At 70.9% G+C, this 22,095-nt stretch carries 18 protein-coding genes; 10 read left to right on the top strand and 8 right to left on the bottom strand.

Annotation, left to right across the window (positions count from 1 at the left end):
- The first annotated feature begins 76 nt into the window (after positions 1–76).
- Together CLT68_RS21405 and CLT68_RS21410 are read left to right on the top strand one after the other, a co-directional pair.
- On the top strand, positions 77–472 hold the full coding sequence (locus tag CLT68_RS21405) for a DUF3592 domain-containing protein (RefSeq protein ID WP_099853384.1): 396 nt from the start codon (positions 77–79) through the stop codon (positions 470–472).
- 63 nt (positions 473–535) lie between these two features.
- Complete coding sequence (locus CLT68_RS21410) at positions 536–1,459, top strand: diacylglycerol kinase (protein ID WP_099853387.1); 924 nt, start codon at positions 536–538, stop codon at positions 1,457–1,459.
- On the opposite strand, the gene CLT68_RS21415 is transcribed toward CLT68_RS21410, so the two are convergent.
- Entirely contained in the window at positions 1,422–2,339 is a 918-nt protein-coding gene (locus tag CLT68_RS21415; protein ID WP_486482264.1) for an EamA family transporter, read from the bottom strand. The two genes, CLT68_RS21410 and CLT68_RS21415, sit on opposite strands and share 38 nt — an antisense overlap.
- A 142-nt stretch (positions 2,340–2,481) precedes the next feature.
- Between CLT68_RS21415 and CLT68_RS21420 the strand changes: the two genes are divergently transcribed.
- Positions 2,482–2,790: a hypothetical protein gene (locus CLT68_RS21420; protein WP_099853389.1), complete on the top strand. Its 309-nt coding sequence runs from the start codon at positions 2,482–2,484 to the stop codon at positions 2,788–2,790.
- On the top strand, positions 2,787–3,185 hold the full coding sequence (locus CLT68_RS21425; protein WP_099853392.1) for a hypothetical protein: 399 nt from the start codon (positions 2,787–2,789) through the stop codon (positions 3,183–3,185). The genes CLT68_RS21420 and CLT68_RS21425 overlap by 4 nt, the downstream gene beginning before the upstream one ends.
- 18 nt (positions 3,186–3,203) lie before the next feature.
- Here the strand turns inward: CLT68_RS21425 and CLT68_RS21430 are convergent, their stop codons facing one another.
- Positions 3,204–3,968 (bottom strand): HAD family hydrolase, encoded by a 765-nt coding sequence (locus CLT68_RS21430; RefSeq protein ID WP_088951735.1) that lies wholly within the window; start codon positions 3,966–3,968, stop codon positions 3,204–3,206.
- Positions 3,969–4,054: 86 nt separating this feature from the next.
- On the opposite strand from CLT68_RS21430, the gene CLT68_RS21435 reads away from it, so the two are divergent.
- Positions 4,055–6,856, top strand: coding sequence for a DEAD/DEAH box helicase (locus CLT68_RS21435; protein ID WP_099853394.1), 2,802 nt, complete (start codon positions 4,055–4,057; stop codon positions 6,854–6,856).
- 165 nt (positions 6,857–7,021) lie between these two features.
- Complete coding sequence (locus CLT68_RS21440; protein WP_099853398.1) at positions 7,022–7,906, top strand: MHYT domain-containing protein; 885 nt, start codon at positions 7,022–7,024, stop codon at positions 7,904–7,906.
- A 30-nt stretch (positions 7,907–7,936) separates the two neighbouring features.
- Here the strand turns inward: CLT68_RS21440 and CLT68_RS21445 are convergent, their stop codons facing one another.
- The 3 genes from CLT68_RS21445 to CLT68_RS21455 form a co-directional block, all read right to left on the bottom strand.
- The gene (locus CLT68_RS21445) at positions 7,937–8,800 is read right to left on the bottom strand and encodes an endonuclease/exonuclease/phosphatase family protein (protein WP_486482265.1); all 864 of its coding nucleotides are present in this window, start codon (positions 8,798–8,800) and stop codon (positions 7,937–7,939) included.
- A gap of 131 nt (positions 8,801–8,931) precedes the next feature.
- Positions 8,932–9,870: a superoxide dismutase gene (locus tag CLT68_RS21450; protein WP_099853401.1), complete on the bottom strand. Its 939-nt coding sequence runs from the start codon at positions 9,868–9,870 to the stop codon at positions 8,932–8,934.
- Between the two features lie 172 nt (positions 9,871–10,042).
- The gene (locus CLT68_RS21455) at positions 10,043–12,370 is read right to left on the bottom strand and encodes a beta-L-arabinofuranosidase domain-containing protein (RefSeq protein ID WP_099853403.1); all 2,328 of its coding nucleotides are present in this window, start codon (positions 12,368–12,370) and stop codon (positions 10,043–10,045) included.
- A 739-nt stretch (positions 12,371–13,109) separates the two neighbouring features.
- On the opposite strand from CLT68_RS21455, the gene CLT68_RS21460 reads away from it, so the two are divergent.
- Complete coding sequence (locus CLT68_RS21460; protein WP_199177253.1) at positions 13,110–14,861, top strand: family 43 glycosylhydrolase; 1,752 nt, start codon at positions 13,110–13,112, stop codon at positions 14,859–14,861.
- Positions 14,862–15,257: 396 nt separating this feature from the next.
- Positions 15,258–16,631 (top strand): glycoside hydrolase family 10 protein, encoded by a 1,374-nt coding sequence (locus CLT68_RS21465; protein ID WP_099853406.1) that lies wholly within the window; start codon positions 15,258–15,260, stop codon positions 16,629–16,631.
- An 89-nt stretch (positions 16,632–16,720) separates the two neighbouring features.
- Here CLT68_RS21465 and CLT68_RS21470 read toward each other — a convergent pair whose 3' ends face one another.
- The 3 genes from CLT68_RS21470 to CLT68_RS21480 all read right to left on the bottom strand — a co-directional run bounded on the left by CLT68_RS21470 (position 16,721) and on the right by CLT68_RS21480 (position 20,854).
- Positions 16,721–19,588, bottom strand: a complete 2,868-nt coding sequence (locus tag CLT68_RS21470; RefSeq protein ID WP_099853408.1) for a glycosyl hydrolase — start codon at positions 19,586–19,588, stop codon at positions 16,721–16,723.
- A gap of 155 nt (positions 19,589–19,743) precedes the next feature.
- Positions 19,744–20,118: an MmcQ/YjbR family DNA-binding protein gene (locus CLT68_RS21475; protein WP_099853411.1), complete on the bottom strand. Its 375-nt coding sequence runs from the start codon at positions 20,116–20,118 to the stop codon at positions 19,744–19,746.
- Between the two features lie 40 nt (positions 20,119–20,158).
- Complete coding sequence (locus CLT68_RS21480) at positions 20,159–20,854, bottom strand: DUF1223 domain-containing protein (protein WP_099853414.1); 696 nt, start codon at positions 20,852–20,854, stop codon at positions 20,159–20,161.
- 128 nt (positions 20,855–20,982) lie between these two features.
- On the opposite strand from CLT68_RS21480, the gene CLT68_RS21485 reads away from it, so the two are divergent.
- On the top strand, positions 20,983–21,285 hold the full coding sequence (locus tag CLT68_RS21485) for a GNAT family N-acetyltransferase (RefSeq protein ID WP_088948139.1): 303 nt from the start codon (positions 20,983–20,985) through the stop codon (positions 21,283–21,285).
- Between the two features lie 42 nt (positions 21,286–21,327).
- Positions 21,328–22,044 carry an isocitrate lyase/PEP mutase family protein gene (locus CLT68_RS21490; protein WP_099853417.1) on the top strand — a complete coding sequence of 239 codons (717 nt, stop codon included), beginning with the start codon at positions 21,328–21,330 and terminating at the stop codon, positions 22,042–22,044.
- Positions 22,045–22,095: the final 51 nt, after the last annotated feature.

The raw sequence follows: 22,095 nt of genomic DNA on the forward strand, positions 1-22,095 counted from the left end.
GCGGGGACGGCGTTGCCGGTCCTGTGGACAGACGCCCGGGTCGCCCGACCGTTGCGGCGAAGTGCATCATGCATCCATGAACTCCGGTGCCATCATCACCACTCTCATAGGTGTGTCCCTGGCGTGCGTCGGCGTGGTGCAGGCATGGGGGATCCGGAAGCTGCGCCGAACCGGCGTGGCATCTGTCGGCACAGTGATAGGCCACGAGAGGACCGTCGACGACGGCCCGCTCTACGCACCGGTGATCGCCTTCGTCGACGAGAACGGCAGCAAGCGCCAGTTCACGGTCGCCATACGATCCAGCGGGCGTGTCCACCGCGTCGGGCAGGAGGTTCCGGTGATCTACCCGCGGGGGCGTCCGAACGACCCGAGACTGGCCTCGTTCAGGCACCACCTGGTGACGGTCGGTCTGCCGCTGGCAGTGGGCGCGTTGTTCGCCTTCCTCGGCCTGTTCGGTCTACGGCAGGTGTGAATACCGTTCCGCCGCGGAAGGCCGTCTGAATGCGGCTTGGCCGGCCGTCGTCCGACCGCTACGGTGCTGCCCGTGACCGCAGAAGATCACCTGAACGGCCCCGTCGCCGTGCTCGCCAACTCGACCGCTGGGCGAGGCCGTTACAGCGCTCTGCTGCCACGACTGCTGGACGGGCTGGCCGCCGCCGGGCGACCGATCCGGCTGCTGACGGCGACCGGTCCGGCCGAGGCGGAGGCGGCGTGCCGGGCTGCGGTCGCCGACGGTGCGGGCGCGCTGGTTGCGATCGGCGGGGACGGAACTGTGCACCGGGCGTTGCAGGCGGTCGCCGGCACGGATGTGCCGTTCGGCCCGATCCCGGCCGGCACCGGCAACGACTTCGCCCTGGACACGGGATTTCCGGCTGACCCCCTCGCAGCGGCGGAGGTGATCTCGTCGGCGTTGCGCGACGGCCGCAGCCGCGCCGTGGACCTCGCCCGGATGGTCGGGTTCGACGGCACGGTGCGCTGGTACGGGGCGGTCCTCGCGGCCGGGTTCGACGCGATCGTCAACGAGCGGGCCAACCGGATGCGCTGGCCGCGGGGCCCCCGCCGTTACGACCTGGCGATCCTGGTCGAGCTGGCCCGGCTGCGCCCCCGCCGCTACACGCTGCGCCTCGACGGGGTGCCGCACGAGTTGGACGCGGTGCTGGTGGCGGTGGGCAACTGCCCGACGTACGGCGGAGGGATGCGGATCTGCCCCGACGCCGACCCAACCGACGGGCTGCTCGACGTGGTGGTGGCGGGCCGGGTCAACCGGCGGACCCTGATCCGGGTGAAGCCGCGCATCTACCAGGGCACCCACGTCAGCCACCCGCTCGTGCGCAGCTTCCGCGCCCGCACCGTGGAGTTGAGCGCCGAGGGCATCACCACGTACGCCGACGGGGAACGCTCGTTGGGCCTGCCGGTGACGATCAGCGCCGTCCCGGGCGCCCTGCGACTGTTGCGTTGACCCGTACCGCCCCGATGCTGGCCGCGATGACCAGCACGATGGCGGCGCACTCCAGCACTGTCAGGGCCTGTCGCAGCACCAACCACCCGGCGAGCGTGGCGATGGCCGGCCCGAGGCTCATCAGCACGGCGAAGGTGGCGGTGGGCATCCGCCGCAGCGCCAGCAGCTCCAGCGTGTAGGGCAGGCCGGAGGCGAGCACCGCGAGGGCGGTGCCCAGCGCCAGCACCGGCGGGTCGAGCAGCACCGCGCCGCCGTCGACGATGCCCAGCGGCAGGGTGACCAGCGCGGCGAGGGTCAGTGCCAGGGCCAGCCCGTCCGCGCCCGGGAACCGGCTGCCGACGCGCGCGCTCAGCACGATGTACGCGGCCCACATGGCGCCGGCGCCGAACGCGAAGGCCACGCCGACCGGGTCCAGTCGGTCGAAGCCGCCCTGGCCGAGCAGCGCCACCCCGGCCAGCGCGAGTCCCGCCCAGCCCCAGCTGGCCAGTCGTCGGGCGTTGAACACCGACAGCGCCAACGGGCCGAGCACCTCCAGCGTCACCGCCGGACCCAGCGGGATGCGTTCGATGGCCTGGTAGAAGAGCGAGTTCATGCCGGCCAGCGCCAACCCGAACGCGCCCGCCGCGAGCCAGGCCGAACGGTCGTGGCCGCGCAACCGGGGCCGGCACACGATGAGCAGCAGCACCGCTGAGATCGTCAACCGCAGGGTCACGGCGCCGGCCACCCCGGTGCGCGGGAAGAGCAGCGCGGCCACGGCGGAGCCGAACTGCACCGAGAGGGCCCCGCCGAGCACCAGGCCCACGGCGGCGACGCCACCGCGCCGGGCCGGTGGTGCGTCGGCCGGTGGTGGCGTGGGCAGCAGGATCTCGGTCACGGGCACGACGGTAGGCGGCCCCTTACGGCCATCCTTCGGCGGGTCCACCGGCCGACAAGGGCGAGCCCTTCCCTCCACTCGTGCCGAAGCTGGCCGACACGGCCGGAAGCGGTCGCCAACGTGGTGCTACCGGCGTACGGTCGCTGGTATGACCAGCGCGATGAGGAAACTGTCCATCTCCGTGCCACCCGACGTGGCTGAGCGCCTGGAGCGCGAAACCAACGCGAGCGCGTACATCACCCAGGCCGTCCGTGACCGGATGCGGCTGGACGCCCTGGACGCGGAGCTGGCCCACCAGGGCATCCCGATCACCGAGCAGGGCGTGGCCGAGGCGCGCACCCGCCGGGCCGCCGTGGAGGCCGACTGGTCCCCGGAGCGCCGCAGCGCCCTTCGCGAGCGGGTCCGCCAGCACGCGCTGGACGCCGCCGCCGGAACGCCCGGACAACCGGCCGCGTGAGCCCCGAGGACGACCGCCCGGTCCGGCTCGTGCTGGACCGGTCGGCACTGCTGGCGTACCTGGCGGGGTCGGTGCATGTCGGGGAGCCGCTGCACGAGGTCATCCAGGACCGCAACAGGTTCGGCGTCACCGCCGTGACCGCGGCGGAGGCCCTGGCGATCGTCACCGACCCGAAGGAACGAGCAACCCTGCACCGCCTGCTGAACCTGGGCGCCTGTGAGGTGCTCTCCACCGAGGGGCACTCCTGGCACGAACTCAGCTTCTGGCGCACGGTGACGGGCCGTGCCGATCTGGCCACCACAGCGCTGGTCGTCCTCGAACACGACGCCTCGATCCTGACCGCTGAGGACCGGTACGGCGACGGCGAGCTACCAGTGATCCACATTCCCGGCTGACGGCACGGAAACCGCAGGTCAGGCCGGCAGGGCGAGATCGAGGACGGCGCCCAGCCCGTTCTCCCGACCGGGTTCGGCGGCCGGGAGCACCAGCGCCGCGCAGCCGGCGGTCACCGCGCCCGCGTCGGCTGGTGTGTCACCGACCATCAGCGTCTGTTCCGGGTCGACACCGAGCATCCCGCAGGCGCGCCAGAAGATCGCAGGGTCGGGCTTGCAGCGCCCCACCTCGTAGGAGAGCACGAACGCGCCGACCAGGTCGGTCAAACCCCACGTGTCGAAATGCGGCCGCAGGTCGAAGCCGATGTTGCTGACCACGGCGACCGGCACCCCGGCGTCGCGCAACGCGGTCAGCGTGGGCGCGGTGTCCGCGTACGGCAGCCAGCCCTCGGCGGTCAGCAGCCGCTCGTAGAGCGCGTCGGCGAAACCCTCGATGCCCGCGTCGACCGTCTCGGCCAGCCCGGTGTACGCGCCCCGGTGGGCGTGCTGGTAGAGGTCCCGGTCGGCCCACAGCTCGGCCAACCGTGGTGGCACCCGCGCCGGCAGGGGCCCTCCGGCACGCCCGGCGGTGAGGAGCCGGTCGGCCAGCGAGGTGGCCCGGACCCGGTCCAGGGTGACCCCGCACGCCGCCGCGGCCTCCAGCACCCACTGCCGGGGCTCCTCCACCTGGGCCAGGGTGCCGTGGAAGTCGAAGAGCACCGCCTTCACGGGCCGTCGGGACGCCCGCGGGGCGGCGGCCTCGTTGCCCGGCGAAGGAGTCTGGGTCGGTTCGGCATGGTCCGGCACGCCGTGCACCCTACCGACCGCCCCCGATGGCACCTCCGGACGGCCTTGTGGGGTGTCGTGTCCCGGCACGCACTAATCTTGGTGTCATGTCGAGTCCCGCCGAGCGTTACGCAGCGGCGCGCCGCCGGGCCGCGCAGGCCTCACAGTTTCCCGCGCTGGACGAGTTCGCCCTTGACCTGGGGTTCGACCTCGACGACTTTCAGCGTGAGGCGTGTCAGTCGCTGGAGCGGGGCAGCGGTGTGCTGGTCTGCGCACCCACCGGCGCCGGCAAGACGGTGGTCGGCGAGTTCGCCGTCCACCTGGCGTTGCGCGGGCGGCCCGACGACCCCGTGACCGCCGACGACACGGCGACCCCGCCGCCCCGGCGCAAGTGCTTCTACACCACGCCGATCAAGGCGCTGTCCAACCAGAAGTACCACGACCTGGTCGCCCGGTACGGCGCCGAGCAGGTCGGTCTGCTGACCGGTGACAACGCGATCAACGGCGACGCGCCAGTGGTGGTGATGACCACCGAGGTGCTGCGCAACATGCTCTACGCGGGCTCCAGCACGCTGCAGGGGCTGGCGTACGTGGTGATGGACGAGGTGCACTACCTGGCCGACCGGTTCCGTGGCGGGGTGTGGGAAGAGGTGATCATCCACCTTCCCGCCTCGGTCACCCTGGTCTCGTTGTCGGCGACGGTCTCCAACGCCGAGGAGTTCGCCGACTGGCTGGTCACCGTGCGCGGCGAGACCGCGGTGGTGGTCAGCGAGCACCGGCCGGTGCCGTTGTGGCAGCACATGCTGGTCGGCAAGCGGATGTTCGACCTGTTCCACGACGCCGACGCCGCCCGCAAGCACGACGTGCACCCCGAGTTGCTGCGCTACACCCGGGAGACCGTGCGGCGGCTGGATCTGGGCGAGGGGCGCAGCGCGGGGCCCGGCGCGGGTCGGCGCGGCCCGCGCTGGCGTGGCCCGATGCGCCCGGACATCGTCGACCGACTGGACCGGGAGGGTCTGCTGCCGGCGATCCTGTTCATCTTCAGTCGTGCCGGCTGCGCCGCCGCTGTGCAGCAGTGCCTCGCCGCCGGGCTGCGGCTGACCTCGGCGGACGAGCGGGCCGAGATCCGCCAGGTGGTCGAGTCCCGCGTCACCGCCATCCCCGGCGAGGACCTGACGGTGCTGGGCTACTGGGAGTGGCTCGACGGCCTGGAGCGCGGCCTCGCCGCCCACCACGCCGGCATGCTGCCGGTGTTCAAGGAGATCGTCGAGGAGTTGTTCGTCCGCGGCCTGGTCAAGGCGGTCTTCGCCACCGAGACGCTGGCGCTGGGCATCAACATGCCGGCCCGCTGCGTGGTCCTGGAACGGCTGGTCAAGTACAACGGCGAGGCGCACGTCGACCTGACCCCGGGGGAATACACGCAGCTCACCGGGCGCGCCGGTCGCCGGGGCATCGACGTGGAGGGGCACGCCGTCGTGGTGTGGTCCCCGGAGACCGACCCACGGCAGGTGGCCGGGCTCGCGTCCACCCGCACCTACCCGCTGCGCTCCAGCTTCCGGCCCTCGTACAACATGGCGGTGAACCTGGTCGGCACTGTCGGCGCGGAGCCGGCCCGGGCGCTGCTGGAGTCCTCGTTCGCCCAGTTCCAGGCGGACCGGTCGGTGGTGGGTCTGGCCCGGCAGGTGCAGCGCAACACCGAGACGATCGAGGCATACGGCGCGGAGGCCGCGTGCCACCACGGCGACTTCGACGAGTACTTCGCGCTGCGGGTGGCGATCGCCGATCGGGAGAAGGCCATCGCCCGGCAGGGGCAGACCCAGCGCAAGGCCGCCGCGGTGGCGTCGCTGGAGCGGCTGCGCGTCGGCGACGTGATCCGGGTGCCGTCGGGCCGTCGGGCCGGGCTGGCCGTCGTGCTGGACCCGGCGACCGGTGGGTTCGGTGAGCCCCGGCCGCTGGTGCTCACCCAGGACCGCTGGGCCGGACGGGTCAGCCCCGGCGACTTCACCACCCCCGCCGAGGTGCTGGCCCGGATTCGGGTGCCCAAGCACTTCAACCACCGTTCACCGGGTGCTCGGCGGGATCTCGCCGCCGAGGTCAGCGGCACCGGTCTGGACCGGCACGGCGGCCGACGGGGTGGCCGTTCCCGACAGGTGTCCGGGGAGGACCACCAGATCACCCAGCTCCGCACCGAGCTGCGTAACCACCCGTGCCACGCCTGCCCGGAGCGGGAGGACCACGCCCGCTGGGCGGAACGGCGTCGGCGGCTGGAGCGCGACACCGAGGAACTGCGCGAGCGCGTCTCCGGGCGTACCGGGTCCCTCGCCCGCACCTTCGACCGGATCGTCGCGCTGTTGACCGACCGTGGCTACCTCGCTCGCGACGGCGCGGTCACCGACGCGGGGCGGATGCTCGGCCGGATCTGGACGGAGGCGGACCTGCTGGTCGCCGAGTGCCTGCGCCGGGGAGTGTGGAACGGCCTGTCCCCGGCCGAGTTGGCCGCCGCGGTGTCAGTGGTGGTCTTCGAGGCGCGCCGGGACGTCGACGAGCGGGCGTCGCTGCCGCGCGGGCCAGTGGCCGACGCGGTCGACGAGACGTTGAAGCTGTGGGGGGAGATCGAGGCCGACGAGGCGGCGCGCGGGCTGAACGCGACCCGGGAGCCGGATCTCGGCTTCGCCTGGCCGGTCTACCGGTGGGCCCGGGGCGAGGTGCTGGCCAAGGTGCTCGGCAGCGGTCACGAGATCGACGGTGAGATGCCCGCCGGTGACTTCGTCCGGTGGGCGCGACAGGTGGTCGACCTCCTCGGTCAGCTCGCCGATTCCGGCGGCGCCTCCCCGGAGCTGCGTTCCACGGCACGGCAGGCGATCGCGGCGATCAACCGGGGTGTCCTGGCGTACCACACCTCGGCCTGATCACCACATTCGATCACCATCGGTGACGAATCGACGCATCGGACGGTCACCGCGACAGCACCCGCCGGATAGCCCCGGGGGGCGCTGTTGCGCCTGATCACGGCACCCCTGATCATTGCCGGAGCGCCTTGTTGACGCGCCGCTAACAAATGGGGAGAAACCGCCGTGGCGGAGATCAATCACTTTGAGTACGGGTGGATCACGCCCGCGCTGAGCTACGCGCTGTCCGTGCTCGGCTCGATCCTCGGTCTGGTCTGCGCCGGGCGAATCCGCAGGGCGCAGACGAACGGCCAGCGGGCCTGGTGGGGTCTGCTGTCGGCCTGGGCGCTGGGAGGCACCGCCATCTGGGCGATGCACTTCATGGCCATGCTCGGGTTCGCCGTCGAGAACACCCGGATCCGCTACGACGTGCCGCTGACCGTGGCCAGTACGGCGATCGCGGTGGTGGCGGTCGGGATCGGCCTGGCCATCGTGGGCACCGGCCGGTTGAACGCGGTGCGACTGATCGCCGGCGGCATCTTCACCGGTGCCGGTGTGGCGTCCATGCACTACACGGGCATGGCGGCGATGCGGCTCAACGGCAGCCTCGACTACGACACCGTCCGGGTCGTGCTCTCCGTGGTCATCGCCGTCGTGGCGTCCACCGTCGCGCTGTGGCTCGCGATGACCGTCCGCCGCGGGTTGGCGATCTTCGCCTCCGCGCTGGTCATGGGTGTCGCCGTGAACGGGATGCACTTCACCGGGATGAGCGCCCTGTCGGTGCACCGCCACGAACGGGCGGGTGAGGTGACCGGCGCCGGGGTGAGCACCCTGCTGGTGCCGATCATGCTGGCGGTGATCTTCGGGGTGGTCGGCCTGCTCTACGCCCTGCTCGCCGCCCCGACCGACGACGACCGGGCCGCCGCGGCGTACCTGGACGGGCGTCGGGTCGCGGAACCGGCCGCGGCGACGCCCGTCGCCGCCCCGGACCCGGTCGGTCTGCGCGCCCGTTCCACCCTCGGCCAGCCCGGCACCCCGTTCCCGTCCCGTCGGGACACCCCGCCCCGCTGACCCGCGACGGGCGGACAGGTCGCCGGCGGCTCACGTCGGCGGGCGCCCGGGCCGGCTGCCGTCGATGACGACGGTGGCCAGCAGCCCGGGGTGGTCCGTGGCCCCGCGCATGGTCACCGACCTGCGGCAACAGAGTGTGATGCCGGTTGTCGCCACGATGTGTTGTAGTGCGCCGTCGTCGACCCGGGAGAGGCCCGGCGGCGCACAGGAGCGCACGTCGGGGTCGGCGTCGGCCCGCAGATTGAGGTCACCACCGAGCACGGCGGGCCCGGAGCCGGTGCCTCCACGGATCGTCGGCAGGATCGTGTCGAGCAGGTGGCCGCACTGGGCGAGCGCAACGCGGTAACCGGTGTTGGCCAGGTGCGTGGTGCAGGCGAGCAGGCCGCCGTCGACGTCGACGCAGAGCCAGGCCCGTTCCTCCGGGTCCGCGAGGTCCTGCGTCGGGTGGATGCCGCTGTACACGACGCGCGGGGTGTCCGGCGTCTGGACGTGGGCCAGCAGCCCGATGCCGTACGGCTGACCGTTGCGACACCTGGTGTCGGCGCCGCTGGGCCGGTCGCCGGCGGCCTGGAACGCGGCCACGACGCTGCGATCCGGGTGGACGGTCTCGAACACGCGCCGCAGGGCGGGCACGTCGTCGTCGCAGATCTCGTTCAGGGTGACCAGGTCGGGGGCCTCGGCCCTGATCACGTCGGAGGCGACGGCGACGGACCGGCCGGTGTAGCAGCCGGCGCGGCCACTGTTGCAGAGGTTCAGCTGGAGCATCCGCAGGACCGTGGGTCTGCTGGTGTCCGTCGAACTGGTCACCGTCGGCCCGGCCGGCAGCCCGGCGGCGACGATCAGGAGGCCCACGGCCAGGGCTCGGCGCGGGAACCGGTGCAGACGATTGGCCACGCGCACTCCGGGTGGGGGAGGCGACGGTCGTCGCCGCGGTGCCCGTGATCGTACTCGCGGCCGGCCGCGGCCTCACCCCGCGCGGGTTGCCGATGGGGGCACGCGCGGTGCGCGTACCCCCATCGGGCTGGTCAGCGTGCGCGGACCGCGACGACCGTGTACGGCGTGGTCGGGGTCGGTGGGGTGGTGAAGCGGGCGTTGGGCAGGTAGAGCCGGCCGAGTGCCTTGGCGACGGTCGTGGGGACGTCGAAGTTCGGGTCCGTGATGGTGGTGGTGAGCGTTCCGGCGGTGCCGGAGTGGTTGAGCGTGACCACCGCGATCTGGTTGAGGCGGTTCTGCACGACGTAGAGGGTGCGGCCGAGCAGCAGCAGCCCGTCGCCGTTGGTGAAGGTGTGGCCGGGCACGTCCACGACGGTGCTCACGCCGGTCGCCGGGTCGACCCGGAACAGCGTGCCGGTGGTCGACTGGACGACGATCAACGCCTTGCCGTCCGGTGTGGTGGTGATGCCGTTGAGGTTGACGCCGGTGCCGACCTGCTCGTACGCGCCGGTCAGCGCGATGGTGGTGAAGCCGTCGGCGGGCGGCAGCGCGCCACCGCGGCCGAGCGGCAGCCGGTAGAGCACCGGGCGGTTGGAGTCGGTGAAGTACGCGGCGTGGCGGGTCAGGACGACGTCGTTGACGAACGTCGGGGCGGTGGCGAACTGGTAGCGGGCCAGCACCTCGCCGGTGCGGGTGTCGAGCACGCGGGCGTCGCCGGCCGTGCCGCCGGAGACGAACAGCCGGCCGCGTGCGTCGACCTTGAGGCCGAGCGACGGTGTGCCGGTGGGCGCGCCGATCGTCGTGCCCCGGCCGCTGATCAGGTCGACGCGCTGGATGGCGCCCGTCGCGCGGGAGCCGAAGTAGGCGTACCGGCCTGCGGTGGCGATGCCTTCGGGCTGGAACCCGTCGGGTAGGGCGAGGACGGTGGGTGGCCGGACTCCGGGGTGCGCCTGCGCGGGCGCGACGGCGACCGAGGTCAGGAGGGCGGCGGTCAGGGCACCGCCGAGGGCGGCCCTGAGGGGTCGGTTCACTGTGCTCCTTCCGGGCGGCGAGGCGGCACGAGCCGACCCATCCGCCACGATCACTGGGGCCAGGACCCGATCCACTGTACGACCGCTGCCGTCCGCCCGCCCGGCGTGCGACGCCCGACGTCACCGGCGCGGCCCTCAGGAGCCGCGCCGGTGACGCGTCGAACTGCGGATCTCAGGGGTTGCGGACGAGCCGCCACCGGTTGTCCGCGCTGCCGTTGTCCGAGTCCTGTACGGCCTGCGCGCCCCAGGCGGTCGACCCGTTCAGGATCCCGAGCAGCTTGTTGCTGTTGACGTTGCGGATCTTGTAGGTGCCGTCGCCGTTGTCCACCAGGATCCACCGGTGGTCGGCGGTGCCGTTGTCCGACCATTGCAGGACCCGGGCGTTGTCCGCCGTGGACATGTTCTCGACGCCGAGGACCTTGCCGCTGTTGACGTTGCGGAACCGGACCGCGTTGCCGTCGGTCACGATCACCCAGTTGTGGTCGGCGGTGCCACTGTCGCCCCACTGCACCGCCAGCCCGCCGTCGGCGGTGGACATGTTCTGAACGCCGAGGACCAGCCCGGTGCCGACGTTGACCAGGCGGCTGCTGCCGCCGGTGCTGCCGCCGCCGCTGGTGCTCCAGTAGACGGTGTAGTTGTATCCGTGGGCGTCCTGGAAGGGGGCCAGGTTGACAGTGGACCCGTTGGCGTTCGCGGTGAACGCGAGTGCCGTGGTGCCGGTCCGGGAGATCGACGAGACGGTGAGTGCCGGCAGGGTGCTCAGGGCGGTGTTGCCGTAGTTGCCGGCCAGCACCGACGGGCCGTACGTGACCGCGGCGACGTTGGCGTTGTCGTTGGCGGCCCGCACGACGACCTGCATCGGCAGGCGCACGGTGATGGTGTCGCCGGCGGCCCAGGTGCGGGTGACCGCGGCGTAGCTGCCCGGTGTGGTGGCGACGTTCTGCACCGTGCCGTTCACGGCGATCGTGGCGCCGTTGGTCCAGGACGGGATCCGCACCCGGATGCTCCACGAGCCGCTCATCGACCCGGACAGGGTCAGCGTGCTGGTGTCACTGACCGGGTAGTTGGTGCTCTGCGTGACCGTGATGCCGCGTTGCGACCAGGTCAGCACCGACGGCGTGAACAGGTTCACGGTGAGCGTCGTGCCGTTGTGGAAGTAGATGGAGTCCATCAACCTCGTGTTGATCTCCAGGCCGGTGCCCTGGCAGCACCAGAACGAGTTGTAGTCCGTGCTCCAGGTGCCGCCGCCCCACGCCGGCCCCACGCCTCGACGCCCGCCCGGCCGCAACGGGGTGAAGTAGGTGATGTGGCCGTGGCTGTCCGCCGGGTTCTGTCCGCCGATCAGGTGGTTGATCGTCGCGCGCTCGTAGAAGTCGAAGTAGTCCGCCCGGTTCGGGTCGAGCAGCCACAGCTCCCGGGTCAGCTTGAGCATGTTGTAGGTGTTGCACTGCTCGCAGGTGTCGTTGTTGAGGTATCCGGCGATCGCGTTGGGCGCCCGGAAGTGCTCCGCCTGGCTGTTGCCGCCGATGACGTAGGAGTGTGCGCCGACGGTGATGTTCCACGCGTTGCTGGCGATGTCCCGGTAACGGGTGGTCCCGGTGGCCTTGAACTCCCGGGCGGCGCCCACCCACTTGGGGACCTGGGTGTTGGCGTGCAGGCCGGAGAGCTGGTCCTGGTTGGAGGCCAGGGGGTTGAACACGGCGGCGTGGTCGAAGCGCTGGGCGGCGGTGAGCCACCGGGTGTCGCCGGTCTGCTGGTAGATGTCGGTGAGCACGTCGTTCATGCCGCCGAACTCGGTGCCCAGCATCGACTGCATCTGGCTGGAGCTGAGCCGGGCCGTGCGGGTGTCGACCCAGCCCGCGAGGGACAGCAACACCGTACGGGCCTGCGTGTTGCCGGTGTAGCGCCAGACGTCGAGCAGCCCGGCGAGGGTCTTGTGGATGCAGTAGTAGGGCACGTTGCCGTTGGACAACGTCCGCGCCTCCAGCGCGGTGAAGTCGGACTCGGGGAAACCGGAGAGGTAACCCGCGCCGAAACCGGCAGCCCCGTTGTTCGCCTGGCACTTGGCCAGCTCGGCCACCATGTAGTTCGCCTTGTCCCGGCAGGTGGTGTCGCCCAGCACCGCGTACGCGTACGCCCAGGCGGTCAGGAAGTGCCCCTGCATGTGGGTCCGGAAGGGGAAGTTCGGCGCGTCCCAGCCGCCGTTGGTGGCGGCACCGTTGGTGGACAGCCGGTGGTTGGCGCGGAAGTTGTAGAGCATGCGGTCGACGTCGACGAACCGCAGGTAGTTGAGCGTCCGTGTCTGGTTGTCCATCCAGCGGCCGCTGGTCAGCCGCACCTGGCCGAGGTCGAACGGGTACGCCGAGACGCCGATGTCCGGCCGGACCGGTGGCACCACGGCCGCAGCCGCGCTGCCGGCGGCGACAGTGGTGCCGGTCGCGGAGAGCACCACTGTGGCTCCGGCGGCCTGGAGCAGGTGTCGGCGGCTGAGGGGTGGCATGGAACCTCCAAAGGGACTTGTGACAGCGGGACGGGTCTGGTGGTGGACTACCGCAACGGCGGGCGGGGCTGGGCGCGCCGGCGGCGGCCGTCGCGGGTGGGGTTGCTGCCGCTGTGGACTTCCACGTGCTGCCCGGTGTAATCGCTCCACGTCAATGTGATCGCTAACATAGTTGGTCGTTAACATGCCCGCAACCCCCGTGACGCCTGGTGTCCGATCCGGTCGTGCCGAACTCGCGCCTCGGACGGCTGGCCGCGTCGTGTCCCACCTCGGCGACAGCCTGAGGGCTCCGACGTGGTCCGAAATAGAGGTTATGGCGGAATGGACCGAATCGGCGGGTGGCGGATCATGATGACCTGCCCTCCGTTGACGCCCGTCGCACCCCTCAGTACGGTGCATCGTAAAACGTGGATGTCAGCGCTGATACGTCAGCGTTACGGCGAGGTTGCGCCGGTCGTCTCACGCCAGTTCAAAAACCCAGGTCAGAGGCAGCGAAGGGGGTATCGGCGATCACCTGTTAGCGCTAACAGGACGCCCGTTTGTGCTGCTGGGTCTGGCGACAACGAACGCCCGCTCGATCGGCAGCCGGGGTGGCGGCAGTCCGCCGAGTCAGACATCGCGCACCGCGCATTCGGTAGGAGAAATCGTGAAGGTGAAAGATCGCACCAGAACCGGCGCCGGCAGCCGCGCCCGACGCGCCGTCGCCTGGCTGGCGAGCATCGTCTGCGTGCTGGCACTGGTGCCCGACACGGCCAGGGCCGACAACCCCATCGTCCAGCACATCTACACCGCCGACCCGGCACCCCTGGTGCACAACGGCCGGGTGTACCTCTACACCGGACACGACGAGGACGGCTCCACCTACTTCACCATGCGTGAGTGGCGCGTCTGGTCGTCCGCCGACATGGTCAACTGGACCGACCACGGGTCGCCGATGAGCCTGTCGACCTTCGCCTGGGCGGACGCCAACGCGTGGGCCGGGCAGGTCATCGCCCGCAACGGGAAGTTCTACTGGTACGTGCCGGTGCGCCAGCGCTCGAACGGGCAGATGGTCATCGGAGTGGGGGTGGCGGACAGCCCGACCGGGCCGTTCCGGGACGCCATCGGTCGACCTCTGGTCGGCAACAACGAGATCGACCCGTCGGTGTTCATCGACGACGACGGGCAGGCGTACCTGTACTGGGGCAACCCGGGCCTGTGGTACGTGAAGCTGAACTCGGACATGATCTCCTACTCCGGCAGCGCGACCCGGATCACGCTTACCACGGCGGGGTTCGGCACCCGGACCGGCAACGCGAGTCGGCCCACCCTCTACGAGGAGGGGCCGTGGGTCTTCAAGCGCAACGGGTTGTACTACAACGTGTTCGCAGCCGAGTGCTGCTCGGAGTTCATCGCCTACTCCACCGCGCCGGGCCCGACCGGACCGTGGACGTACCGGGGGACGATCATGCCTCGGCAGGGCGGCAGCTTCACCAACCACGCCGGTGTCATCGACTTCAACGGCGGCTCGTACTTCTTCTACCACAACGGGGCGTTGCCCGGCGGTGGCGGTTACACGCGCTCGGTGGCGGTGGAGAAGTTCAGCTACAACTCCAACGGCACCATCCCGACGATCACCATGAGCACCGCCGGGGCGCCGCAGGTGGGCACGCTGAATCCGTACGGGCGGCAGGAGGCCGAGACGATCGCCTGGGGTTCCGGCATCGAGACGGAACCGTCCAGCGAGGGCGGCATGAACGTCGGCTGGATCGAGAACGGCGACTACGTCAAGGTCAAGGGGGTCGCCTTCGGCGGCGGGGCGACCTCGTTCACCGCCCGGGTCGCCTCGGCGACCAGCGGCGGTCGGATCGAGGTGCGGCTCGACAGCGCCAGCGGCCCGGTCGTCGGCACCTGCACCGTGGGTGGCACCGGCGGCTGGCAGAACTGGGCCACCACCACCTGCGCGGTGAGCGGCGCGACCGGCACGCGTGACCTGTACCTGCGCTTCGCCGGCGGCACCGGCAACCTGTTCAACCTCAACTGGTGGCAGTTCGGTGGCACCGGCGGCAGCGGGAACGTCCTGACCAACGGCAACGTCGAGAGCGGCACGACGGGTTGGGGCGTGAACGGCAGCGGCACGCTCTCCACCAACACCTCGGTCGTGCACGGCGGCAGCGGATCGCTGTCGATCACCGGGCGCACCTCGGCGTGGAACGGCCCCAGCCAGGACGTGACCTCGAAGCTCACCAACGGCAAGAGCTACACAACGAGCGTCTGGGTACGCGCGCAGAGCGGCACACCGTCCGCGAAGGCGACCATCGCGCTGACCGCCAACGGCACGACGAACTATCTTCAGCTGACGCCGACGGCGGACGTGAACGTCAACGGCTGGACCCAGCTCACCGGAACGGCGACCGTCTCGTGGAGCGGCACGCTGACCGGGGCCACGTTCTACGTGGAGACGGCGGCGGGCACCGACAGCCTCCTCGTCGACGACGCCTCGTTCCAGTGACGCGCGGTGCCGGAGCCGTGCCCGTACGGCTCCGGCACTCCGCCGCGGCGCGGGATCGGCGCGAGCACCACTCGACGCTTGACGAACGGCATGTTATCGCTCACAGTCGATGGGTGAGGGCGGCCGCACCTGTGGCTCACCGGGCGAGCCTGCCGGTCGCACCTCCGCACACGACGTCCGCCCAGGGCATGCCGGACGTCGTGGCAGGGCTCCCACCAACGGTGCCGTGACGGCCACCGGGCTCTCGCTCGTCACGGTCCCGCCGGTGGTTGGGACGAATTCGCAATCGGCACTGGCGTCGGCGTGACATCGCCGCCGCCGGTCTCTCCGACATTCGCGGGAGCAGATTCGGGCGCTGCAACTCCATCGCTGAACCACCACAGAGAAGGAAGTCGCATGAACCACAAACGAGCCCTGCGAGCGGCGGTGACCATCGCAGTGGCCGGCGCCCTGGCAGCCGGAATGACACTGACGATGACCACTGCGGCCAGCGCCGGCACGACCCTGCGGGCCGCGGCGGCGGAGAAGGGCCGCTATTTCGGTGCGGCCGTCGCGACGGGCAAGCTCTCCACCAGCGCGTACGTGACGGTCCTGAACCGTGAGTTCAACAGTGTCGTGGCCGAGAACGAGATGAAGTGGGACGCCACCGAGCCGCAGCAGGGGCGGTTCAGCTACACCGGTGGTGATCGGTTGGTCAGTCATGCGCAGGCCAACGGCATGAGCGTGCGGGGTCATGCGCTGTTGTGGCATCAGCAGCAGCCGGGCTGGGCGCAGGGGATGTCGGGTAGCGCGTTGCGGAACGCGGCGATCAACCATGTGACGCAGGTGGCGACGCATTTCCGGGGCAAGATCCACTCGTGGGATGTGGTGAACGAGGCGTTCGCCGACGGTGGTAGTGGTGGGCGTCGTGACTCGAACCTGCAGCGCACCGGTAACGACTGGATCGAGGCGGCGTTCCGGGCGGCGCGGGCGGCGGATCCGGGTGCGAAGTTGTGTTACAACGACTACAACACCGATGGGATCAACGCGAAGTCGACAGGCATCTACAACATGGTGCGGGACTTCAAGTCCCGTGGTGTGCCGATCGACTGTGTGGGTTTCCAGTCGCACCTGGGTACGTCGTTGGCCGGTGACTACCAGGCCAATCTGCAGCGTTTCGCCGATCTCGGCGTGGATGTGCAGATCACCGAGCTGGACGTGATGACCGGCGGCAACCAGGCCAACATCTTCGGCTCGGTCACCCGCGCCTGCCTGGCTGTCTCGCGTTGCACCGGCATCACCACCTGGGGCGTACGCGACTGTGACTCGTGGCGGGGTTCGGACAACGCCCTGCTCTTCGACTGCAACGGCAACAAGAAGGCCGCGTACACCAATGTCCTGAACGCCCTCAACGCCGGCCCGGGCATCCCCACGGACCCGCCGCCGACGACCCCGCCGCCCACCGACCCGCCACCCACGACTCCGCCGCCGGGGACGCCGGACGGTTGCTCGGCGTCGGTGTCGGTCAACTCGTGGACAGGTGGGTTTGTCGCCACCGTGAAGGTGACCGCCGGTTCCGCCGGGACGAACGGGTGGAACGTCAGCGTTGCGCTTCCCGGTGGCGCGAGTGTCACCAACACCTGGAGTGCGACGGCCAGTGGCACCACCGGCACGGTCCGGTTCACCAACGTGGACTACAACGGTCGGCTGGGTGCCGGCCAGGTCACCGAGTTCGGCTTCCAGGGCAACGGCAGCGCCTCCGGCCTGACGCCCACCTGCACCGCTTCCTGAGCACACGATGACCGACTGACGTCGGCCGGTGCGGAGAACCACGACGGTCCTGCGCACCGGCCGACATCAGGTCGCGCCGTGCGGATCGATCAGGAGTACGGAAGCCGCAGCACCGACTGGTTGCCGATGCCCACGGTGCTCGGGTTGTTGCCGATCGCCGACCAGACCTCCACCCGGACCGTGCCGTTGCTCAGTGCGCCCAACGTGCCGGTCGCCGAGGACAAGCCGGCGTTCTGCGTGTAGTGCTCGTAGCCGGGGACCGGGTCGGTGGCGAAGTAGCGCAGGGTCTCCACCCGCTCCCAACTGCCGTTGCCGGTGAGGTCGTAGGAGATCCGCACCTGCACGCCGTTGCCGACCGCCGTCCCGGCGTCCACGAACAGGTCGAACGTGGTCTGCCCGCCGGAGTAGGCGAGGTTGAGGCGGGTGGCCGTGAAGACCTGCGCGTTGGTGGGCGTACCGTCGTGGTTGCCGTTTGCCGCCGCGACAGTCGTCGTGGCCGCGCCACCGGCGGCGCCCAACCCGCCTCCGGGCAGCAGGTACCGCGTCGGACCGCCCGTGGCCGGCGGCGGGGTGGTCGTCGGCGGGGGGTCCGTCGGCGTCGTCGGGGGAACGCCGCCGGCCGCGTTGCCGCCGCTCCAGGTGTACGCCCCGGTGGTGGCCGTCTTGCCGGCTCCCACGCTGAGCGTGGTGCCGTTGGAGAAGGTCACCGTGATCGGCGCGGCGGTCGGGTTCGATGCCACGTAGGTGCGGGCACCGTTGCGCGAGAAGACCGCCGACAGCGGATGGTTGCCGGTCACCGTCGTGTCGACATTGCCCAGGGCCGCGAGGTTGCGGATCCAGTGGAAGGTGTGTGCCCGGCTCTCGCCCTCCTCCGGGGTGTAGCCCGGGTTCGCGCGGAGGTTCGCCAGCGCCGCGTCGGGGTCGCCGAGGGCCTGGAACTGCCAGAGGATGTCCTGCCACACCGTCGGTTGTCCGCCGTTGTTGCGGACGAGTTCGGCGTAGTTGGTCCGCACGTACGCCGGGTTGTTGCCCAGGTAGAGGTGACCGCCGGTGACCGGCAGCAGGTTGATGCCCTGGATCATCTCCGGCTCGGCGCTGAACCAGGTGGCGTACGCGCCGCCGTCACCCCAGACCATGCCGACCGTCGAGTGCCCGAACGCGGCGGGGAAGTTCTGGTCGCTGACGTCGAACCAGTATTCCTGGATCGCCGCGGCCTGCGTGGTGTAGAGGAAGACGCCCGCGTCGCGGACGGCGGTGTCGCCGGTCGTCTGCCCCCACTGGATCAGGGCGCTGGCGAAGTTCATCCCCTCCGACGAGGACTCCTGGTTGTTGCCGGAGCCGAACGAGCCGTGCCCGGACGCCCAGTCGTGGCCGGCGTAGATGTCGAAGTCCCGCAGGTACGGAAAGCGGGTGTCGTCGCGACGGTAGTTGTTGGCGTCCCGGATCAGCAGGTCGACCATGCCGCCGTAACGGCTGGTGGCCGCCCAGGTCGGGTCGAACTTCGCCAGGGTCGCTGCGGCGGCGATGTAGTAGCCGTAGTGGAAGTGGTGGTCGTTGAGCTCCTGGTCGGACCCGTACGACGCCGGGTAGCCGATCAGGGTGCCCCAGTTGTTGTCGTAGTAGAAGACCCTGCTGGTCTTGCCGCTGGACGCGGTGAACCAGTCGGTGAGCGTGCTGCGGATCGCGTTCAGCGCGCTGTCGCGCGTCGTGGTGTCGTTGACCTGGTCGGCGATCTCGGCGATCCGCGCGGCGCGGCCGAGGCCCTTGCCCGTCCAGTAGGTGTCGTTGCCGCGCTGGTCCATCGGGTTGGCGCGGGTGGCGGCCAGGTGCCCGGTGAGCGTGGACAGGTCACCACCGCTGCCGTCGCCGACGGCCGGCAGCTCCGGCAGGATGCCCTGGAACTTCATGGCGGTGCGGAACTGGTTGACGCCGGTGAGCACCTTCATCCGGCCGCGCGCCGACGGGTAGGTCGGCGTGATCGCGGTGGAACCGCTCAGCGATTTCCACTGGTGCGGGTAGAGGCTCACCACGGTCTGCGTGGCGGTGCCCTCCCGGGCGGTCGTGGTGAACGCGTACGTGGTGGTCAGGCCGCTGGTTGCGGGGTTGTAGGCGTACGAGACCTGGGTGCCGGTCACGTGGGCGTGCGCGTACTGACCGTAGGTCGCGGCCAGCGCGGCGCGCTCGGTCGCGCTGGACGTCGGCGGCAGCAGGGCGACGGAGAAGTAGCCGCGGCCGGCCAGGGTGGACGAGATCCGGCCCGACGCCACGGTCCAGCTGGCGCCGCTGGGGGCGAACCCGACGTAGTCGTGGCCGTTGACCCGGAAACCGATGGTGGCGCCGCTGTTGGACCAGACGTCGGGGGTGCCGGCGGTGCTGATCTGCGCGTTCCCGCCGGTGGTCTGGAAGTACGCGAAGGGCAGACCGTGGCCGATGGTGGCGCGCATGGTGCGCGTGCCGTCGCTCCAGTGCGGGCTGACCGTCCAGTCCGTCCAGCCGTCGACCTTCACCAGGGGAGCGGCGAGCCCGGCCACGCCGACCCGGATGTCCTGCACGTACGGGTAGTGGAACTCCCCGACGCCGGTGGCGGTGCCGCTGATGGCGGGCGTGGAGTTGGCGGAGAAGCCGAGCCCGTCGCCGAAGGTGTCGTACGAGATCGGGTGGGCGTGCAGCGGCTCACTGAAGGAGCAGTCGGTGCGCTTCCACAGCAGGGAGGACCACCAGTCGTTGGTGGGTATCGGACCGGTGGGCGCGTTGGCGGTGGCGAACTGCCGGGGGTTGCTGGACATCGCGCCGCATCCGCTCGGGAGCGGGCCGACGGGGGTGGTGGTGTAGCTGCCGGCGCCGACGGGCGCGGCTTCGGCGGCGCGGGTGACGGGGATCGCGAGGCCGCCGACGATCAGGGCCAGCGCGGTGGTGGCGGCCAGGACCCATCGGCGGTGGGGGACGGGAGGTTTCATGGTGCCTCCATCGCGCGTCGGGTGCGGCCCTTGCCGGCTCCGACGCGTTGCGTCTGAATTGGGGGGAAGGTCGGGTGAGAGAGCGCTCTCACGGCCACGGTAGTGGAGCACCTAGATCCCCGTCAATGTGTCCATCCTGTTGCGTACTGATGTCGCTATTTGCCGGCGCCCTCACGCTCGCTCAGCAGCGTCTCCGGCGCGCGCATCCGCCACGCGTCCGTCACCAGCTCGTCCAGGCGGTCGAGGCCGATCTCCGCCAGGCGCAGCAGCACCAGGGGCAGGCCGTCGTAACCGGGCGCGGTGAAGAAGACGTCCGGTTCGCCGAGCAGGAGAGCCTGCCTCTCCGCCTCGTCCCCGACGAACAGCACCGCGATGTCGAGTCGGATCACCCGCGGCCGGCCCGGCACCCGCTCCGGATAGGACCAGACGAAGCCCTTGTCGGCCACCCGGAAATCGAAGCCGTCACTGGCGATCTCCACCACGTGCGGCAGGGCCAGCGCCACCCGGCGTACGTCATCCGCGTCAACCACCGGGGCCCCTCACACCGCGTACCGTCCGCATGTGCCGAGATTACGCGGTGGACAGGCCGATGGCGGTCGCCCCGATGACGGCCCGGTTGCCGCTCTCCTGCACGTAGCCGACGACCATGGCACTGCGCGGATCGAGATCGGGCGGCACCGTCAGCTCCATCCGTCCGCCCTCAGTGTCCGCTCCCACCGACGTGAAGGCCCGTACGACGTTGTCCTGCCGTAGCGTCCGCCCGGCGTTCTCCCCCCGGGCGATCTCGCTGTCCAGGCCGCGTTGCACGATCGCCACGTTCAGCACCGCGCCCTCCGGTGGCTGATCGACCTGGTAGTCCAGCACCACCCGCGGCCCGCCGACGTCCGGTGCGGACAGCGTGAGGGTGGTGGCGGTGGTCGTGGCCAGGGCGGACGCGATCGCACCGGCCGCCCGTCGACGATCGGACCCGACGAACTCGACGGTGCCGTTGACGATCATCTGCGGCGTGTACAGACGTCCGGAGCCGAAGGCCCGGGCGTACGCCTCCTGCCGGGCGGTGTAGGCAGCGTCGGCGAACTGGTCGGGCCAGCCCAGATCGTCCCAGTAGTCGACGTGGAAACCGAGGCCGAAGACAGGTTGGCCTCGTTCCCGGGCGTCACTCTCGATCTCGGTCAGCAACTCCTCGGCGGGAGGGCAACTGGAGCAGCCCTGTGAGGTGAACATCTCCACGACCGCGAAGCTGCCGTCCGTCGATGGGTTCGTCATGTGGCGTGTCTCCTCCCACGTGCCGGCTGCGGCGCTGCGTTTCCCGTTCCGGCCCGGACAATGCGCGGCGGGTGCTTTCCTGCTGGCCTCGGGGGAGGCGTCACCGGCTCGGGTGGTTGGATGGTCGGGTGCAGTTCACCGTGACAGACGCGCCGGAGCGGGAGCGCTTCGAGGCGCGCGACGAGGCGGGCGTGGTCGCCGGGTTCGTCACCTATCAGCTGACCGGCTCGATCATCGCCTACACCCACACCGAGGTCGACCCGGCGTTCGAGGGCCGGGGCGTCGGGTCGACGCTGGCTCGCGCCGTGATGGACGACGCGCGCGCCAAGCGCCGGACCGTCGTGCCGATCTGCCCGTTCCTCGCCGACTGGCTGGTCAAGCACCCGGAGTACGAGGGCATCGTGGTCCGCTCGACCCGCAAGGTCAAGTAGACCGGCCCCTTCCGCCCTTCATCCCGTCGGGAGACGTGCACGATGACTGCTCAGACCTTCCGGGCGCTGCACCACGGCCGCGCCCTCGGAGACCCGCTCGTCCTCCCCGGTCCCTGGGACGCGGCCAGCGCGCTGGCCTTCGCCGAGGCCGGCTATCCCGCGCTCGCCATCCCCAGCGCCGGGGTCGCCGCCTCGCTCGGCTACGAGGACGGCGCTACCCCGCCCGACGAGATGTTCGCCGCGGTGACGCGGATCGTCCGGGCTGTCTCCGTCCCGGTGTCCGCCGACGTCGAGGGCGGGTACGGCCTCACCCCCGGCGAGCTGGTCGGGCGGCTCCTGGAGACGGGCGCCGTCGGCTGCAACCTGGAGGACTCCGAGGGAGGCGCCACGCTGAAGGATCCGCAGCGGCACGCGGACTGGCTGGCCGAGGTCCGCGCGGAGGCTGGCGACGCGCTCGTCATCAACGCGCGCGTCGACACGTTCCTGGTCGGCGCGGGTGACCCGGCCGACGCGGTGGCACGAGCCCGCCTCTACACGGCCGCCGGTGCCGACTGCGTGTACCCCATCCTGGCGCCGCCGGAGCTGCTGCCGGTGCTGCGCGAGGGCATCACCGGCCCGATCAACATGGTCGCCGGCGCGGACAGCGAGTCCGTGGCCGAGTTGGCGCGCTGGGGCGCGACGCGCATCACCTTCGGGCCGGCCATGCAGCGGTACGCCATCGGGGCGGTCGGCGACCTCGCGGCACGACTGCGCGCCTGAGCCCGCCACCGCCCCGGGAGTGATCAAGCGCCAGCCGCGCGGTGATCGGTC

The organism is Micromonospora sp. CNZ299, from assembly GCF_002754415.1.

What these genes read in the sequence shown, in the direction of transcription:
- CLT68_RS21480 (WP_099853414.1), bottom strand. Translation starts at nt 20,854, where the DNA reads ATGACGAACCCATCGACGGACGGCAGCTTCGCGGTCGTGGAGATGTTC.
- CLT68_RS21420 (WP_099853389.1), top strand. Translation starts at nt 2,482, where the DNA reads ATGACCAGCGCGATGAGGAAACTGTCCATCTCCGTGCCACCCGACGTG.
- CLT68_RS21435 (WP_099853394.1), top strand. Translation starts at nt 4,055, where the DNA reads ATGTCGAGTCCCGCCGAGCGTTACGCAGCGGCGCGCCGCCGGGCCGCG.
- CLT68_RS21470 (WP_099853408.1), bottom strand. Translation starts at nt 19,588, where the DNA reads ATGAAACCTCCCGTCCCCCACCGCCGATGGGTCCTGGCCGCCACCACC.
- CLT68_RS21490 (WP_099853417.1), top strand. Translation starts at nt 21,328, where the DNA reads ATGACTGCTCAGACCTTCCGGGCGCTGCACCACGGCCGCGCCCTCGGA.
- CLT68_RS21405 (WP_099853384.1), top strand. Translation starts at nt 77, where the DNA reads ATGAACTCCGGTGCCATCATCACCACTCTCATAGGTGTGTCCCTGGCG.
- CLT68_RS21465 (WP_099853406.1), top strand. Translation starts at nt 15,258, where the DNA reads ATGAACCACAAACGAGCCCTGCGAGCGGCGGTGACCATCGCAGTGGCC.
- CLT68_RS21455 (WP_099853403.1), bottom strand. Translation starts at nt 12,370, where the DNA reads ATGCCACCCCTCAGCCGCCGACACCTGCTCCAGGCCGCCGGAGCCACA.